Origin of the sequence: Opitutus sp. GAS368, assembly GCF_900104925.1 — a bacterium.
In the GTDB taxonomy this organism is placed as follows: domain Bacteria; phylum Verrucomicrobiota; class Verrucomicrobiia; order Opitutales; family Opitutaceae; genus Lacunisphaera.
Genome location: NZ_LT629735.1, coordinates 4,048,659 through 4,064,031 on the forward strand (window position 1 = coordinate 4,048,659; position 15,373 = coordinate 4,064,031).

Sequence of the window (15,373 nt, forward strand, 5' to 3'; positions counted from 1 at the left end):
CCCATCCGGCGCGCCTTTTATATTGCTGTTTTTCCGGTTGCACGCCGCGCCCGCGGCCCCTCGACTCGCCCCGTGGTCGCCGAAGCTGATTATCGCATCAAACTCCCCGTCTTTGAGGGTCCCCTGGACCTGCTCCTCTTCCTCATCCGGAAGAGCGAGCTGGACATCTATGACATCCCGATCTCCACGGTGACCAAGCAGTATCTGGACGTCATCTACGCGATGAAGGAGCTGCAGATTGAGGTCGCCGGCGAGTTCTTCGTCATGGCGGCGACGCTCATGGAGATCAAAAGCCGGATGCTCCTGCCCAAGCACCAGCAGGCCGTCGATCCCAACGCCGAGGAGGACGACCTCGACCCGCGCTGGGAGCTCGTCCACCAGCTCCTCCAATACAAGAAGTTCAAGGAGGCCGCCGGCACCCTCAACCAGATGTCGCTCGACGCCCAGAACCAGCATGGCCGCGCCGCCTCGGCTTTCGCGCCCGCCTCGGAGCGCCCCCTGAAGCACGTCGACCGCATCGACCTCTGGAACTCCTTCAACCTCGTCCTGCGCCGCCTGGCCGAGAAGCTGGTCGTCGGCGAGATCCACGCCGAGCAGGTGACGGTCGCCGACCAGATGGAATACGTGCTTGACCGCCTCAAGACCGAGAAGTCCTTCGTCTTCTCCGCCCTCTTCCCCGGCAAGATCTCGCTCCGCCGGCTTGTGGCCACGTTCCTCGCCGTGCTGGAGCTGACCCGCCTGAAGAAGCTGCGCCTGGAGCAGACCGAGGCCTTCACCGACATCCTCTGCACCGCCGTCGAGGAAATCCCGCTTGAAACTCCGGCCGACCCGCACACGGTGCCCGTTTCAGATGAAGAAGACTCCGCGCCGCCGCAAAACTAAGTCCGCCCACCTGCTGGGCTTGGGCCTCGACAATGAGGACGGCCACAAGCGCCTGACCTCGGCCGAGCAGTTCACCATCGTCGGCGGCTCGGACGAGACCCACACGAAGATGACCGAGACCGTGATCAAGACCTTCGAGGAATTGAAGACCCGCGGCAAGCACCTGCACGCCGTCGAGCCCCGGGAGCTGGCCGAGATCATCCACAAGTCCACGCCGCGGTAGGCTGGGCGCGGACTATGTCTTGTTGTAGGGCGGGATCACCGTATCCCGCCTCAGTTCGACAATGATATCACGCTCAAGGCGGGATGCGGTGATCCCGCCCTGCAATTTCAAACCAGGACACCACCCTTTTCGCCCCCCGGCTTGCCTTTTCCCGGCCGCCAACTTTACTCCCCGCATGTCCGAAAAAATCGCCCACCTCGACACCGCCACCTTCCCGTCCGCCGTCGCCGGCGCCACGCCCGTCCTCGTGGACTTCTGGGCGCCGTGGTGCGGACCGTGCAAGGCGATCGCCCCCATCCTCGACGAGCTGGCCGTCGAGCTCGAGGGCAAGCTGAAGATCGCCAAGGTCAACGTGGACGACAACGGCGACCTCGCCGCGCAATACGGCGTCCGGGCCATCCCGACCATGCTCCTCTTCAAGGGCGGTCAGCTGGCCGAGCAGTTCGTCGGCATGATGGACAAGGCTTCGCTCAAGGCGAAGCTAGCTGGCAAGATCTGAACTCGATTCCAGTTTCTCACTGTAGCGGCGCTCTATGAGCGCCGTTTTTCTTTGGAGGGCCCGCGTCCCTGCGGGCCGTGCGCTCTGACTATGGGGTTGATCGCGGCCCGCAGGAACGCGGGCCCTCCACTATCGTCCCAAAATCAGTCCCGCACTCAACAGCACACCAAACGCCGCGAGATACTTGGCCGTGGCCGCGAGCAGCGCGATCTGCTCCGCCGGCTCGCGTGACGCTGCCAGCCGCCGGGTCAGGCCGAACGCCCACGGCGCCAGGACCAGCGGCAGCAACACCGGCCAGCGGTAGCCATGAATGATCAGGGCGGCCGGACACAGCAGCGCGACGATATGCGACAGGGCATATTGCCAGACGGCGAATTTCCGGCCGAAGCGCACCACGAGGGTCCTCTTGCCCGCGCGCGCGTCCGTCTCCGCGTCGCGATAATTGTTCGCGACGAGGATGTTCGCGGCGAGCAGGCCGACCGCCGCCGCACAGGAGGTCGCGTCCGGCGCCAGGCCGCCCGCCTGCACATAGAAGGTGGTGTCCACCGCCACGAGCCCGAAGAAGATGAACACAAACAGGTCGCCGAGGCCGTTATATCCGAGCGGAAACGGCCCGCCGGTATACGCAATCGCGCAGACGATGCTGATGATGCCGATGGGCAGCAGGATCCAGCCCCCCTCGCGGACCAGCAGCAGGCCCACGAGGAAGGCCACACCCAGCACCAGCCCCGTGGCGCGCAGCATGGTCCGCGGCGCGATCAGTCCCGCCGCCACGGCACGCCGCGGCCCCACCCGCGCCGGCGTGTCGGCACCCTTGACGAAGTCGAAGTAGTCGTTGGCGAAGTTGGTGCCGATCTGCACCAGCAGGGCGAAGAGCAGGCAGATGGCCGCCTTGCCGCAGTCCGCCGTGCGGTGCGCCGCCGCCAGGGCGGTGCCGACCAGGACTGGGATCACCGCCGCCGGCAGCGTCTTGGGGCGCGCCGCCTCCGCCCAGTGGCGCCATGCGGTCGGCCCCATCAGGAAGGCGTGGCCGCCGTCTTCGCCTTCTTGGTGAAGATGACCAGCGGCCGCTTGGACAGCAGGCTGAGCAGCGGTGGCAGCAGGATCAGCGCCGCATTCACCCCGAGCAGTTCCAGGTCGGCCCCGAACACGAACCCGAACGGCAGCAGCAGCAGGCCGTAGGCGATGAGAAACAGGCGCGGATTGGGTATGATCGGGTTGATTGCCAGCACGAGGGCGAACGCAAAAAACCCCGTGTAATGGCCGCTGGCCCCCACGCTCATGCCCACAAAGTAGAAAATCGGCGCAAAGAAACTCAGCCGGCCGTCAAAGCGCACGGACTGGATCAGCACCGCCACCAGCAGGACCGCCGCCTGCGCGATAAACGCCGCCTGCTCCGCGTCGTCATTGCCGGCGGTGAAGGCGAATTGCGACAGGCTGTAGCCGCCGGCGAGGGCCCGGAACAGGTCGAGGTAATTGCGAAAGTTCGCAAATTCGCGGCCCGGCTGCACCGACTTGTCGTCCGGGTCGCGCGCGCCCATGCCGGCCAGCCGCTCCAAGGCGCCATCGGGCTTGCGGCGCTTTTTCAGGACCCGGATCCCGGTGCGCAGCCACTGCCGGGGAAACCAGAGCATGGCCACGGCCATGAGCAGGTAAGGCCAGTTGATCGTCAGTTGGTCGGGCATGATGGGTCAGGCCAGTCCAAGCGGCCCCGGGGACCATGTCAAAGGCATCGTCATGCGGAGTCTCTTCGACATGAGCGGGCTTTATGCCCGTCAACCAACACACCCCGGCGCTGCGCGCCACCCCTCTCCAGAGGGGATCAAGGCAACGTGACTCCAGCTTGGGTCCCCTCTGGAGGGGGGTGCCCGTCAGGGCAGGGTGTGTCGGATTTCCGCCTCCAGGGCATTGATCCGCGCCCGGACCACCTCGCGCCGCGCCGACGGATCGTCCGCCGGCAACGCGGGCAGCACCCGCCGGAGCCAATCCAGCGCGGCCTGCGGGCGGCCCAGTTCCCGGAGCAGCTCGGCATGGATGCGCGCGGCGTAATACGGCGCCCCGGGCTGTTCGGCCGCGAGCCGGTAGCAGCGCGCGGCCGCCTCCAGGTCGCCGCGACGGCGGAGGTGGATGTTGGCCATCTCCACATACAGTTCGGCGGCGGCACCGTGCCAGCGCAGCCCTTTTTCGAGAAAGCGGAGCGCCAGCTGGGCCTGCCTTTCACCGGCCTGCTGCCGGATCGCGGCGGGCGCCGTGACGGGCAGCCACTCCGGCACGTCATACGCCAGCATCCGCGCCCCGTTCAGCCAGAAATAGACCGGTCGCTCATCGGCGGCGACGGTCAGCTCGAGCAAGGCCGCCGTCTCCACCGGATCGCGGTGTTCCCACGCCAGGTTCGCCCTCAGCCAGAAGCCGCCGGCCGCCACGGACCGCAGGCCGCCGAGCCCCGCGACGACACCGCCCTGCCCCGCCAACGCGGCCAGTTGGTCGCCGCGCCATGGGGCCGGCGCCATCGCCGGCGTTTCCAGCGCCCGCAGCAGAAATCCCGCCGCGAGCAACGCGGCCACAGGCAGCCCCCACCGGATCAGACAAGGAAGTATCCTTAAATCCTGGTTTGTCATTCTGAACGCAGTGAAGAATCCAGCAGCATGACCGCTGGCGCCCATCCTACTGGATCCTTCGCGCTGCTCAGGATGACGATTTCGATAATTTCGGTGTGGGGTCACGTTGGATGCCCGGGTGCTTGCTGTAAGCAAATGGGTAGAGTGAAGGCACTGCCTAAAACTCGCGGTGCTTGAATGCATGGGAGGCCAGAACACCGAACAGCAGCAGGCACGCCGCCCAGTAGCCCGCCAGGCTGAGCAACAGGGAGCCCGCGAGCGGCTGGCCCGCGGCCAGCAGGGCCTCGGCATCGAACAGCGCGAGATTGGGCCAGACGCGCAGCCAGACGACTGCGCCGCCGCCGAACGGCCGCAGATGCCCGATCACCGCGAAGAGCAGGCCCGCACAGCTCGCGAACAGCGCCGTGCCGGCGTAACTGCAGACAAACAGCGTCATGGTGGCGACCACGGTGAATTTCATCCACTGCAGCGCGCAGGCGGAAAGCAGCACCGGCAGGGACACCGGGGGCACGCCCAGCTGGCCGCTGCGCCACCACAGCAACGCCGCCAGCAGCGCGCCGAGCGTCGCGGTGAACAGGGCCAGCAACGCCGCCACGCCGCCGAGCTGGCCGGCCACATATTCCCACCGGCGCACCGGCCGCGTCAGCACGCAGGCGGCCGCGCCGCCCGCCAGGTCGCCGAAGAACAACTGCGCCGGGGCCAGCGCCGCCAGCAGCGTGCCGAGCAAACCGATCGCCCCCAGGCCGAAGTCCCCGATGAACTTCAACTCCGCGGTGCCGAAGTTGAATTCCCGCAACCCCAGCGCGCCGAGCACCAGCAGCGCCGCCACGGCCGCCAGGAGCAGGCTCAGTTTCATCCACAGGGCGGTGCCGAGCGTGTGGCCGGCGATGAGCCGGATCCGGTGCAACGTCGCGCTCATGACCGCATTTTCTCCAGATAGAGCTGCTCGAGCCGCGAGGGCGTCGGCGCCACCGTCACCCCGGCGCCGAGCAATCCGGCCGGGGTGCCTTCCGCGAGCAACCGCCCGCGACCCAGCAGGGCGAGGCGGTCGCACAAGGTTTCCGCCTGGGCGAGCAGGTGGGAGCTGAACACGACGGCCTTGCCGCGGGCCGCGAGGTCACGGATCAACCGGCCCAGCGCCAGCCGGCCCTCCGGGTCGAGACCGCTGGCGGGCTCGTCGAGCAGCACCAGCCCGGGATCGTGCAGGATGGCCTGCGCCAGGCCGAGCCGCTGCGCCAGGCCCTTGGAATAAGTCGCCAGCCGCCGGTCCGCCGCCTCGCGCAGTCCGCTCCAGGCCAGCACTTCGTCCACCCGCCGGGCGACCGCCGCGGCCGGCAGCGAACTGAGCCCGGCACAGTAGTGAAGAAATTCCCGCCCCGTTTGGTGCGGCGCGAAGCGCGGCGTCTCGGGCAAATAGCCCACCCGGGCCCGGGCGGCATCGCTGCCGGCGGCATGGCCGAAAACCCGGCATTCCCCGGCGGTGGGTGCGAGCAATCCCGCCAGGGCCTTGAGCGTCGTGCTCTTGCCCGAGCCATTGGGCCCAAGCAGCCCGAGCACCTGCCCGGGCGCAAGCTGCAGCGAAAGTCCCTGCACCGCGGCCACCGGGGCGGTCGCCCAGCCGGAGTGGTAGCTCTTGGCGAAGCCGCGCAATTCGCACGCCCAGGCATCCGTCGCCGTCGGGCTCATCGGATGGTGAACCCCGCGTATTGCGCGGCGCGCTTGGCCTCGCTCTGCTCGGTCTGGCGGATGTAGCCCTCCATCCGCTCCTGCACGGCCGTGATGAATTCGCGCACCTCGGGCGCCGCCCCCTCGGCCTCGAGCTGCACCCGCCCGTCGGGCAGGTTCTGCACAAAACCCGACACTTCAAAGCCCTTGGCCACCTGCAGGGCCTGGTAACGGAACCCCACGCCCTGGACGCGCCCCGTGAAAAAGACCGTGGCATGATGGACTTCCGACATGCGGTCAGGAAAAACCTCCGGCCGGCGCGACTCAAGGCCGGAACCACTGTAGCGGCGCTCTATGAGCGCCGTTCCGCCAGACCGGCGGTCATAGACCGCCGCTACAGGCAGGCCACGCCCGGAATTTTATTTGCCAGCGGGCACGGTCTAAGCACTCTCTGCCCTGACGCCGCAAGGCGTCTTCATTACATGACCAATTCTGATTCCGACGGGTTGTTTGATAACGACTGGGAAGACCGCGGCGAGCTCGCCTGGACCGAGCTGGATTGGCAGAAGTATTTGACCACGCAGGAGGCCGCCGTCCGCGCCTACATCAAGCATTACGACCAGCTGCCCGAAGCCATCGACCGCATCGACGAGGCCGCCCGGCGCATGGGTTGGGAACTCGCCGAGACGCCCGAGAGCGCGGCCGAGGAGGAGACCAAGGAAGAGGAAGACGAGGAGATATTCGCCGGCGACTGGGATCCCTACACCCTGCATCGCAACCCGGTCTACATTTCCACCCGTGCACTCTATGTGAGCCTGCTGGCCCACTGGGAACGCGTGGCGGCCCAGCCGGAGCGCGTGCCCGCCGCCTTGGGCATCACCCTCCAGGCCCTGCTCTACCGTGGCAACGAACAGGCCCTGCAGGCCGTGCAGGCGCTCGAGATGGGCGACTACACGCTCGCCGTCTGCCTTTTCAAGCGGGCCCTCAAGGAACTCAACCTGACGCTCGCCCGGCTCAGCCAGCCCGATGTCGCCGGGACCCCGCTGGCCATGCGTTACCGCGAATACGCCCTGCCCCGCCTCTTCGACCTGCGCGAGATCTGGCTGCGCGTCATGAACGAGTGCCGCCAGAGCGGCGGGAGCGACGATTCGCTGTCGGAGTGAACAATCGCGGGCGAGGTCGCCCGCACTCCAGCCAGACGATCCTTGGAGCCACGGCGACCTCGCCGTGGAATTCCCCCCGCGCCGGCTACTTGGGCCGGCGCTTTTTGTTGGCCGGGTAGGCCGCCTCGGTGCGGCCGGTGGTCTTGAAGTCGCCCGATTTGAGCGAGTTGATCTGGTCGCGCAGCAGCGCGGCCCGTTCGAACTCCAGCTTGTTGGCCGCTTCCTGCATCTCGTCCTCCAGCTCGGCGATGACCGCCGCCACGTCGTCGGCCGACTCGGCCACGGCGAGCGTCGCCTCCGTGCCGCTGCCATCGTAGGTGTGGAGACTGGCCTGGACGCCGCGCTTCACGCTGCGCGGCGTGATGCCATGCTCCGCGTTGTAGGCCAGCTGCTTTGCCCGGCGGCGCGTCACCTCGTCAATGGTCCGGCGAATCGACTCGGTCACGACGTCGGCGTAGAAAATGACGCGGCCCTTCTCATGGCGCGCGGCGCGGCCGGCCGTCTGCATCAGGCTGGTGGCGCTGCGGAGGAAACCCTCCTTGTCGGCATCAAGCACGGCGACGAGCGCGACCTCCGGCAGGTCGAGGCCCTCGCGCAGGAGGTTGATGCCAATGAGCACGTCGAAGTTGCCCTGGCGGAGATTGCGGAGGATCTCGACGCGCTCGAGGGCGTCGATGTCGGAGTGCAGGTATTCCACCCGGATCTTCGATTCGCGCATGAAGGTTGTCAGGTCCTCGGAGAGGCGCTTGGTCAGCGTGGTCACGAGCACGCGTTCGCCGGACTCCACCGCCTTGCGGCACTCGCCGATCAGGTCCTCGACCTGACCCTTGGTCGGACGCAGCGTGATCTCCGGATCCAGCAGGCCGGTCGGGCGGATGACCTGCTCGGCGATGACCTGGGAACGCTCCAGCTCAAACGCCGCCGGCGTGGCCGACACGTAGAGCGTCTGGCCGGTGATCGACTGGAACTCCGCGAAGCTCTGCGGCCGGTTGTCGAGCGCCGAGGGCAGCCGGAAGCCGAAGTTCACGAGCGTCTTCTTGCGGGCGATGTCGCCGTTATACATGCCCCCAATCTGCGGGATGCTCACGTGGCTCTCGTCCACCATCAGCAGGAAATCCTTCGGAAAGAAATCAATGAGGCAGAACGGGCGGTCGCCGGGCTTCCGCGCCGTCAGGTGCGCGGAGTAGTTCTCGATGCCGCTGCAAAAACCCATCTCCTGCAGCATCTCGAGGTCGTAGTTCGTCCGCATGCGGAGGCGCTGGGCCTCGAGGTATTGCTGGTTCTTCTCGAAAAAGGCCACCCGCTCGTCGAGCTCGCGCTTGATGCCGGCGATGGCGTTGTCGAGCCGGCCCTTGGTCGTCACGTATTGGTTGGCCGGGTAGAGGTCGAACTGCTCGATCTTGCGCAGCACGGCGCCGCTCACGGGCTCGAATTCCGTCAGCGCCTCGATCTCGTCGCCGAAGAACTCCACCCGCAGGCCGTGCTCCAGGTAGGCCGGCATCACGTCCACCGTGTCGCCGCGGACGCGGAACGCGCCGCGCTTCAGCTCGTAGTCGTTCCGTTCGTAGAGGTTCTCGACCAGGCGCTCGAGGAACTTGTTGCGGTTGAAACTGCCGCCGCGCGCGAGGGCGATGCGCATCGCGGCGAAATCCTCGGGCGAGCCGAGGCCGTAGATGCACGAGACGCTCGCCACGACAATCACGTCGCGCCGGCTCACCAGCGAGCTGGTCGTGGAGATGCGCAGGCGCTCGATCTCCTCGTTGATGGAGGAATCCTTCTCGATGAAGGTGTCGCTCGACGGCACATAGGCCTCGGGCTGGTAGTAGTCGTAGTAGCTGACGAAGTATTCGACGGCGTTCTCCGGGAAGAAGCCCTTGAACTCCGAGTAGAGCTGCGCCGCGAGGGTCTTGTTGTGCGAGATGATCAGCACCGGCCGGTCGAGCTGCGCGATGACGTTCGCCATGGTGAACGTCTTGCCGGAGCCGGTCACGCCGAGCAGCGTCTGGTCCTTGTTCCCCGCCCGGAATGACCGCACCAGTTGCGCGATGGCCGCGGGCTGGTCGCCCGTCGGCTGGTAGTCGGACTTGAGCTGGAACAACGGCATGCGGGTATATTCAGAAGCCAGGAAACCGGAAAAGGCTAGGAGGATTCGCAACGTTTGGGTGGAGGCGGGGCTAGCAGCCCCGCGAGGCTTGAGCTTCGATGACGGTAACTCGCGGGACTGATAGTCCCGCCTCCAAGGAAAGAATAATCCTACAGCCCGAAGATCCGCAGCACGCCGCCCCACAGGGCGGCCCAGAATTTCCGCACCTGTTCCTGCGGGCCCTTGGCCGAGGTTTCCTGGCAGAGGAAAACGCCCTCCCCCTCGAAGAGGTCGTCGAACAGCGGGTTCATGCCGCGGAAATACGCCCAGAAGGTCTCGGCCCGCACCGGCCGGTAGGCCAGGCCCGGGGTGAAACCGATCGTCGCGTCCTGGTTCGTGCGCCGGGCCGGCGCCAGGTTGCCCGGCATGGGGGTCAGCACCTCCGCGCGCACCCCGCGGCTGCCGGCCACCAGCAGGCGGCAGGGACCGACAAACTCGAAATAACGGAACTGCCCGGTGACCCACGACTGCATCTTGAACAGGCGCCAGTGCCGCCGGATGCGCACCTTTCCCCCGCCGACCCCGACCGCCCCGGCCAGGAAGCTCGGGCGCATGACCAGCGAGGCCCCGGGCGGGACGGAGACCAGCACCAGCTCGGTGTTGGGATTTTCCTTGCTGGAAAAGGTCGCGCGGTAGGTCGCCGCGTCCGTGCGGTTGTGCATCTCGATGAGTTCGCTGAGTCCGGCCGCCACGCACGTGACCGGCATGCTCCAGTCGAGCACGGTCTTGGTCCGCTTGTTCAGCCCCTCGTCCGAGGCTTGCAGGAATTTCTCCTTCACCCACAGCGTGTCGCCCGGGCCCAGGGTCAGATCCATGGAGGAGCGGCTCACGGTGATCTCGGGCAGCACTTCCGTCGCCGCCCCCAGCAACACCGGCGACCGTCCCGACACGAACGGCGCGAAGACCGTGTAGAGGAAGACCCGGCCGAGCGGCGGCCCCAGGAAATACAGCCCGACGATCAGCAGCACATAGGGTCCGTGCCGGGCCCAGGCCTCCCGGGCATAGTGCAGCACCTTGGACTTGTTCTCCTCGACCGACTTCAGCTGCATTTGCATCCGGCCGAGCGCGATCTCCAGGCCATCCTTTTCCCACTGCGTGCGCTTGAGGCCGTCCTGCAGGTCGGCGACGCGCTTGAGCGAATCCGCCTCCATCTGCCTCATGCGCGCCCGCCGCTCGTCGTTCTCCTTCAATTGGGCCGCGTCGGTGGTCAGCCGGTTCAGCCCGCCGCTGAGGCCCTCCAGATCCCGCGCCACCTTCGCGGCCTGGGCGGCGCGATCCTGCTGCGCGCCCAGCTCGACGCGCGCCGCCGCCATGCGGGCCTCCACATCGGACAGCGCGGCTTGGAGCTTGGCCGTTTCACCGGTGAGCGCCCGGACGATCTCCAGCCGGCGCACATCGAAATCCACCTGATCGCGCAGGTAGACCCAAAAGCCAAAGCCGGCCAGGCCGACCACGGCCAGAACCGCCCCAAAGATAAGCTTGTGCGTCAACCACGAGATAAATCGGCCGAGAGCCCCCATAAATCATGCAGACTTCATTAGTGATTAGATAGTTTCATTGAATTCGATGCCAATTGCTAAACGCCACCGAATGACGCAATCTGCGGCAAAACCAACGGGCCTCCCCGCCCCCATCCCCATGGCTCTTAACGAAACCATCTACAATTCGCCTGTCTTCCAGCAGGCCTGCACCCAGTTCGACGCCGCCGCCGACATCCTCGGCATGGAGGCCGGACTCCGCGAACGCACCAAGCGCCCCCGCCGCTGTGTCATCGTCTCGATGCCCGTCCGCATGGACAGCGGCAAGGTCGAGATCTTCGAGGGCTACCGCGTGCAGCACAACCTCTCCACCGGTCCGGCCAAGGGCGGCATCCGCTTCCACCAGGACGTCACCCTCGGCGAGGTCGCCGCGCTGGCCATGTGGATGAGCTGGAAATGCTCGCTGGTCGGCCTGCCCTACGGCGGCGCCAAGGGCGGCGTGGTCGTCAACGCCCGCGACATGTCCCTGACCGAGCTCGAACGCCTCTCGCGCCGCTACATGCAGGAGATCACGCCCTTCATCGGGCCCAACATCGACATCCCGGCGCCTGACGTCGGCACCAACGAGCAGGTCATGGGCTGGATGATGGACACCTATTCCAACCACAAGGGCTTCTATGATCCGGGCGTCGTCACCGGCAAACCGATTGCGCTCGGCGGCTCGCTCGGCCGCCGCGAGGCCACTGGTGAAGGTGTGGCGTGGTTCGTGAAGGCCTACCTGCAGGACATGGGCATCCCGCCCGAGAAGACCACCGTCGTCATCCAGGGCTTCGGCAACGTCGGCAGCGAGACCGCCCTCGCCCTCTACCACTGGGGCGCCGAGATCACCGGCATCTCCGACTTCACCGGCGGCATCCACAATCCCAAGGGCATCGACCTCAAGGCCGCCCTCGCCTACGTCGCGGCGAACAAATCCCTGCAGGGCTTCCCCGGCGGCGAGTCCGTCACCAACGAGCAGCTCCTCGAGCTGCCCTGCACCGTCCTCATTCCCGCCGCGCTGGAACGCGTCATCACCGGGCAGAACGCCCGCAAGCTCAAGTGCCGCCTGCTGGCCGAGGGCGCCAACGGCCCGACCACCAACGAGGCCGACCAGATCCTCAGCGAGCGCGGCGACATCCAGATCATCCCCGACGTGCTCTGCAACTCGGGCGGCGTCATCGTCTCCTACTTCGAGTGGCTGCAGAACCTGCAGAACTATTATTGGACGAAGAACGAGGTCTTCGACAAATTGCACCGCATGCTGGCCAAGGCGAAGGCCTCGGTCGACGAGACGCAGAAGAAATACAACTGCAGCCGCCGCACCGCCGCGCTCGTGCTCGGCATCGCCCGGGTCTCCGAGGCCAAGGCCAAGCGCGGGCTGTTTCCGTAAGGCGCGGGCTCAGACCGCTCGGTTTTGACTGGAGGCGGGACTATCAGTCCCGCTGGTTATCACCTGCGCGGAAATATCAGCTCCCAATGGAGGCGGGGCCATCAGCCCCGCGAGGCACGATGCCACAAATCATGTATTAATCCGCGGTATGGCCAGTCGTCGGCATTCGCCACCAACCCCTTGCGCACGGGATTCTGGGCAACGTATTCCCATTTTTGCCTGTAATCCTCCAGCGAGCGAAGATAGCGGTCGAAATAATCCGGCTGCCACATGGCACCACTGCAACCAATGCTCCGGTTGATGCGGGTGGCTGAAATCGATTTCCAAGTCCGCGTCCAAACAGCCAACGGCAGGGCCTCTGCGCCCGCTTGGGCGAACAAATGCACATGGTCGGGCATCAGCATGTATTGTCCGACAAACCACCCGTTCAGGTCGGCCGACCGGGTCCAGACGTCATGCAGTATCCCATGCGGCGTGGGATCGGCCAGCAGTAGCTGCCGCCCTCGCGTGCAAACGGTCAGGAACAGGATGGGCGTCCTCTGAAAGGCCGGAAGATGGGGAAGATGCATAAGCGGCTGCTGGGACGGCCCGATCCTCGCTGACAGTGATATAGCGGGGCTGATGGCCCCGCCTCCAGATTATTGCTCGCATCTCGCGGGACTGATAGTCCCGCCTCCAATCACAGCACCATGAACGAAAATGCCACGAGCAGGGTCGGCACGAGCGCCCCGAGCAGCAGGCCGAGCGGCGACACGCCGTCGGGAAAATAACGCTGCAGGATCGACTGCCCCGCGGGATTCGGCGCGTTGGCGATCACCGTGAGACCGCCCCCGGTGACAGCGCCGGACACGACGGCGAACTTCAGCTCCTCGGTGAAATTCGGCACCAGCGTGGCCAGGTAGGTGATGAGGGCGTTGTCGTTGAAGGCCGTCAGGATCGTGGCCCCAACAAACAGCGGCGCCTGGCCGAGACCGCCGAGCACCGGCTCGATCCACCAGCCTTGCAGGCCGCCGTGGACGACCAGGCCGGCCAAAAAGAATCCCACGAGCAACGGGCTGCGAAACGCCAGCTTGTCCTGATGCCGGGCCGTCAACCGGACGAAGCCGAGAAAGAGCCCAAAACCGGGAATGAACCACGCGGGATGGTGTGCCGCCCAGACCGTGAACCCGAGAAACAGGAGGTGCACCAGGGTCACCCAGACCGGCACCCGCGTCCCGTCGCCGTCCGCGGTGGACGGGGCCCGGAGCGCGAGCAGCTCGGATTTGAACACCAGCAGATAAACGACGTTGGACAGCAGGATGCCTGCGACGGCGTGCCAGCCGAAATGGGTGAACATGTAGGCGATGTCCCAGCCCCACGCTGCGGCGACCATCAGCACGGGGGGGGCGGCGAAGTGCGTGAGCGTGCCGCCGATCGAGATGTTGACGAAGAGCAGCCCGAGCGTCGCATACATCAGCCTGGGCGACGGCCGCAGGTCATAGAATTGTTTCGCCAGCAGCAGCGCCGCGATCGTCATCGCCGCCGGCTCGGTGATGAACGAGCCCAGCAGCGGCGCGACCGTCAAAATGGAAAGCCACCACGCCACCGGCCGGCCGCCGCCGAGCGCGGCCACCCGGCGCAGGCTTTGCTCGGCCAGCCGCATGACCGGCCGGGTCGAGGCCAGCGCCATGATGACGATGACAAACAACGGTTCGGTAAAGCTGACACTGCCGAAATACTGCCCCAAGGCACCGGGACCCTTGGCCCAGAGAAAAGCCGCCGCCAGGACCACCACCCACAGGCCGAACACCATCTCCACCTCGCCCAGCACGTGCAGCATCCGGGCGCGGGGGCTGCCCTTGGGGGCGGCATGCGCCGCGTGCGTCAGTTTCGGGCAGAAAAAAGTGTGCAGCACGGCCAGGGCGAAGATCGCCGTCACCGCCACGTTGAACGGTTCGGCCGCGGCGCGCGACTGGATCACCTCCCACATCCCGGCATGGGCCGGGTCGGCGTAGGCGGAGAGCTCGCGCGGGAAGCTCATCCCTGAAGCAAGGCCGGCAGCTCCGCCAGGCTGTTGATGAAGGCGTGCGCCCCGGCCTTCACCTTGGCGCGCGGCGTGTAGCGGCCGAAACCGACGAAGAGATCCACCACGGGCTTGGTCTCGAGGTCGCTGACCCCGTCGCCCACCATCACGACGCGAGCCGGCGTCAGCTCGCGCTTGAGCCCGGTGATCAGCTCGGGTTTGCCCCCGGAGCGGGTCGTGGGGAATTTGTCGTCGTAGCCGGTGTAGTTGCCCGCCGCGTCGAAAAACAGGTCCACCGCCTCGACCCGGGCGATGCCGAGATGCGCCGCCAGCGGCGCGATGATCGGCCGGAAGCCCCCACTCAGGATCAGCGGGGTCCAGCCGGCGGCCTTGAGCTCGACGATGGTCGCCAAGGCGGTGGGTTCAACCCGCTCCACATACAAGCGGCCCACGGCGGCGACATCCGCGCGGCGCGGCCGGATGATGGCCAGCCGGCGGGCAAAGACATCCTCCACGGCGATTTTGCCCTCCATGGCGGCGGTCGTCATGGCCTCGACCGCGGCGAACACCTGCGGGCCGCGCACCCGCGCCAGCTCGTCAATGCCCTCGATGGCACTGAGCGTCGAATCGCAATCGAAGATGACCAGTTTGGGTGATTTTGTCACAGAGGGCACCGAGACTCCGACACAGAGCGCACAGAGAGAAAAGCCGAAAGATTAGCCTATCTGGCTTGGGGCATCCCTCCGTGAACTCTGTGCTCATCTCCGTGTTCTCTGTGACAATAAAAAAGCCCTCCGCGACGGGAGGGCTTCGGGAAGCGGGCGGGAAGCCGGCTTACTTGACCTTGGTGGCGCGCTTGAACTTCGTGGTGAACTTCTCCACGCGGCCGGCGGTGTCGACCATGCGCTTCTCGCCGGTGTAGGCGGGATGCGAGTCCATGGTGACGTCGCGCACGATGACGAAATAATCCTGGCCGTCGATCTTCTCGGTGCGGGCGGACTTCATCGTGGACTTGGTCAGGAATTTCTTGCCTGTTCCGATGTCGAGGAAACAGACGTGGTTGAGGACGGGATGGCCTTCGGTCTTCACGGTAAAAGGGGGGATTTAATTAGCCTTGGCGCGCCTTGTAACGCGGTTCGACTTTGTTGATGACGTAGATCTTGCCCTTGCGCCGGACGACCTGGCAGGCCGGGTGACGCATCTTGGCGGATTTGATGGAGGAGACGACTTTCATAAAAACTAAGGAAGAAGATGGCGGCGGCCTACCCTGT

At 66.2% G+C, this 15,373-nt stretch carries 18 protein-coding genes; 5 read left to right on the forward strand and 13 right to left on the reverse strand.

Translation table 11 applies throughout. The features are described 5' to 3' along the window. The first annotated feature begins 72 nt into the window (after positions 1-72). The 3 genes from BLU29_RS17295 to trxA all read left to right on the forward strand — a co-directional run bounded on the left by BLU29_RS17295 (position 73) and on the right by trxA (position 1,604). The gene (locus tag BLU29_RS17295) at positions 73-882 is read left to right on the forward strand and encodes a segregation/condensation protein A (RefSeq protein WP_091060591.1); all 810 of its coding nucleotides are present in this window, start codon (positions 73-75) and stop codon (positions 880-882) included. Next, positions 851-1,105: a hypothetical protein gene (locus BLU29_RS17300; protein WP_091060594.1), complete on the forward strand. Its 255-nt coding sequence runs from the start codon at positions 851-853 to the stop codon at positions 1,103-1,105. Before BLU29_RS17295 ends, BLU29_RS17300 begins: the two co-directional genes overlap by 32 nt. A 175-nt stretch (positions 1,106-1,280) precedes the next feature. Further along, positions 1,281-1,604, forward strand: coding sequence for a thioredoxin (trxA, locus tag BLU29_RS17305; protein WP_091060596.1), 324 nt, complete (start codon positions 1,281-1,283; stop codon positions 1,602-1,604). 129 nt (positions 1,605-1,733) lie between these two features. Here trxA and BLU29_RS17310 read toward each other — a convergent pair whose 3' ends face one another. The 6 genes from BLU29_RS17310 to BLU29_RS17335 all read right to left on the reverse strand — a co-directional run bounded on the left by BLU29_RS17310 (position 1,734) and on the right by BLU29_RS17335 (position 6,180). After that, positions 1,734-2,621, reverse strand: coding sequence for a 1,4-dihydroxy-2-naphthoate polyprenyltransferase (locus BLU29_RS17310; protein WP_091060599.1), 888 nt, complete (start codon positions 2,619-2,621; stop codon positions 1,734-1,736). Beyond that, on the reverse strand, positions 2,621-3,289 hold the full coding sequence (locus BLU29_RS17315; protein WP_091060601.1) for a hypothetical protein: 669 nt from the start codon (positions 3,287-3,289) through the stop codon (positions 2,621-2,623). The genes BLU29_RS17310 and BLU29_RS17315 overlap by 1 nt, the downstream gene beginning before the upstream one ends. Before the next feature lie 186 nt (positions 3,290-3,475). After that, positions 3,476-4,114, reverse strand: a complete 639-nt coding sequence (locus BLU29_RS18775; RefSeq protein WP_157693970.1) for a hypothetical protein — start codon at positions 4,112-4,114, stop codon at positions 3,476-3,478. Between the two features lie 265 nt (positions 4,115-4,379). Beyond that, positions 4,380-5,141: a hypothetical protein gene (locus BLU29_RS17325; protein WP_091060605.1), complete on the reverse strand. Its 762-nt coding sequence runs from the start codon at positions 5,139-5,141 to the stop codon at positions 4,380-4,382. Beyond that, a complete protein-coding gene (locus BLU29_RS17330) occupies positions 5,138-5,908 on the reverse strand; it encodes an ABC transporter ATP-binding protein (RefSeq protein ID WP_091060608.1) in 771 nt (256 codons plus the stop codon). Before BLU29_RS17330 ends, BLU29_RS17325 begins: the two co-directional genes overlap by 4 nt. Continuing rightward, entirely contained in the window at positions 5,905-6,180 is a 276-nt protein-coding gene (locus BLU29_RS17335) for an acylphosphatase (RefSeq protein WP_091060609.1), read from the reverse strand. The genes BLU29_RS17330 and BLU29_RS17335 overlap by 4 nt, the downstream gene beginning before the upstream one ends. A 189-nt stretch (positions 6,181-6,369) precedes the next feature. Here BLU29_RS17335 and BLU29_RS17340 point away from each other — a divergent pair, with 189 nt between their 5' ends. Then, positions 6,370-7,050, forward strand: coding sequence for a hypothetical protein (locus tag BLU29_RS17340; protein ID WP_091060612.1), 681 nt, complete (start codon positions 6,370-6,372; stop codon positions 7,048-7,050). A gap of 85 nt (positions 7,051-7,135) precedes the next feature. Here BLU29_RS17340 and uvrB read toward each other — a convergent pair whose 3' ends face one another. Together uvrB and BLU29_RS17350 are read right to left on the reverse strand one after the other, a co-directional pair. Next, the gene (gene uvrB / locus BLU29_RS17345; protein WP_091060613.1) at positions 7,136-9,154 is read right to left on the reverse strand and encodes an excinuclease ABC subunit UvrB; all 2,019 of its coding nucleotides are present in this window, start codon (positions 9,152-9,154) and stop codon (positions 7,136-7,138) included. A 149-nt stretch (positions 9,155-9,303) separates the two neighbouring features. After that, complete coding sequence (locus BLU29_RS17350; RefSeq protein WP_157693971.1) at positions 9,304-10,683, reverse strand: hypothetical protein; 1,380 nt, start codon at positions 10,681-10,683, stop codon at positions 9,304-9,306. A gap of 148 nt (positions 10,684-10,831) precedes the next feature. On the opposite strand from BLU29_RS17350, the gene BLU29_RS17355 reads away from it, so the two are divergent. Next, the gene (locus BLU29_RS17355; protein ID WP_231962271.1) at positions 10,832-12,100 is read left to right on the forward strand and encodes a Glu/Leu/Phe/Val dehydrogenase; all 1,269 of its coding nucleotides are present in this window, start codon (positions 10,832-10,834) and stop codon (positions 12,098-12,100) included. A gap of 101 nt (positions 12,101-12,201) precedes the next feature. On the opposite strand, the gene BLU29_RS17360 is transcribed toward BLU29_RS17355, so the two are convergent. The 5 genes from BLU29_RS17360 to ykgO all read right to left on the reverse strand — a co-directional run bounded on the left by BLU29_RS17360 (position 12,202) and on the right by ykgO (position 15,336). Then, the gene (locus BLU29_RS17360; protein WP_091060621.1) at positions 12,202-12,669 is read right to left on the reverse strand and encodes a transposase; all 468 of its coding nucleotides are present in this window, start codon (positions 12,667-12,669) and stop codon (positions 12,202-12,204) included. A 110-nt stretch (positions 12,670-12,779) separates the two neighbouring features. Beyond that, a complete protein-coding gene (locus BLU29_RS17365; RefSeq protein WP_091060624.1) occupies positions 12,780-14,120 on the reverse strand; it encodes a putative Na+/H+ antiporter in 1,341 nt (446 codons plus the stop codon). After that, positions 14,117-14,767 carry an HAD-IB family phosphatase gene (locus tag BLU29_RS17370; protein WP_091060627.1) on the reverse strand — a complete coding sequence of 217 codons (651 nt, stop codon included), beginning with the start codon at positions 14,765-14,767 and terminating at the stop codon, positions 14,117-14,119. The genes BLU29_RS17365 and BLU29_RS17370 overlap by 4 nt, the downstream gene beginning before the upstream one ends. Before the next feature lie 169 nt (positions 14,768-14,936). Then, positions 14,937-15,191, reverse strand: coding sequence for a type B 50S ribosomal protein L31 (locus BLU29_RS17375; RefSeq protein WP_091060630.1), 255 nt, complete (start codon positions 15,189-15,191; stop codon positions 14,937-14,939). Positions 15,192-15,210: 19 nt separating this feature from the next. Beyond that, positions 15,211-15,336, reverse strand: a complete 126-nt coding sequence (ykgO, locus tag BLU29_RS17380) for a type B 50S ribosomal protein L36 (RefSeq protein WP_091060633.1) — start codon at positions 15,334-15,336, stop codon at positions 15,211-15,213. Positions 15,337-15,373 lie beyond the last annotated feature (37 nt).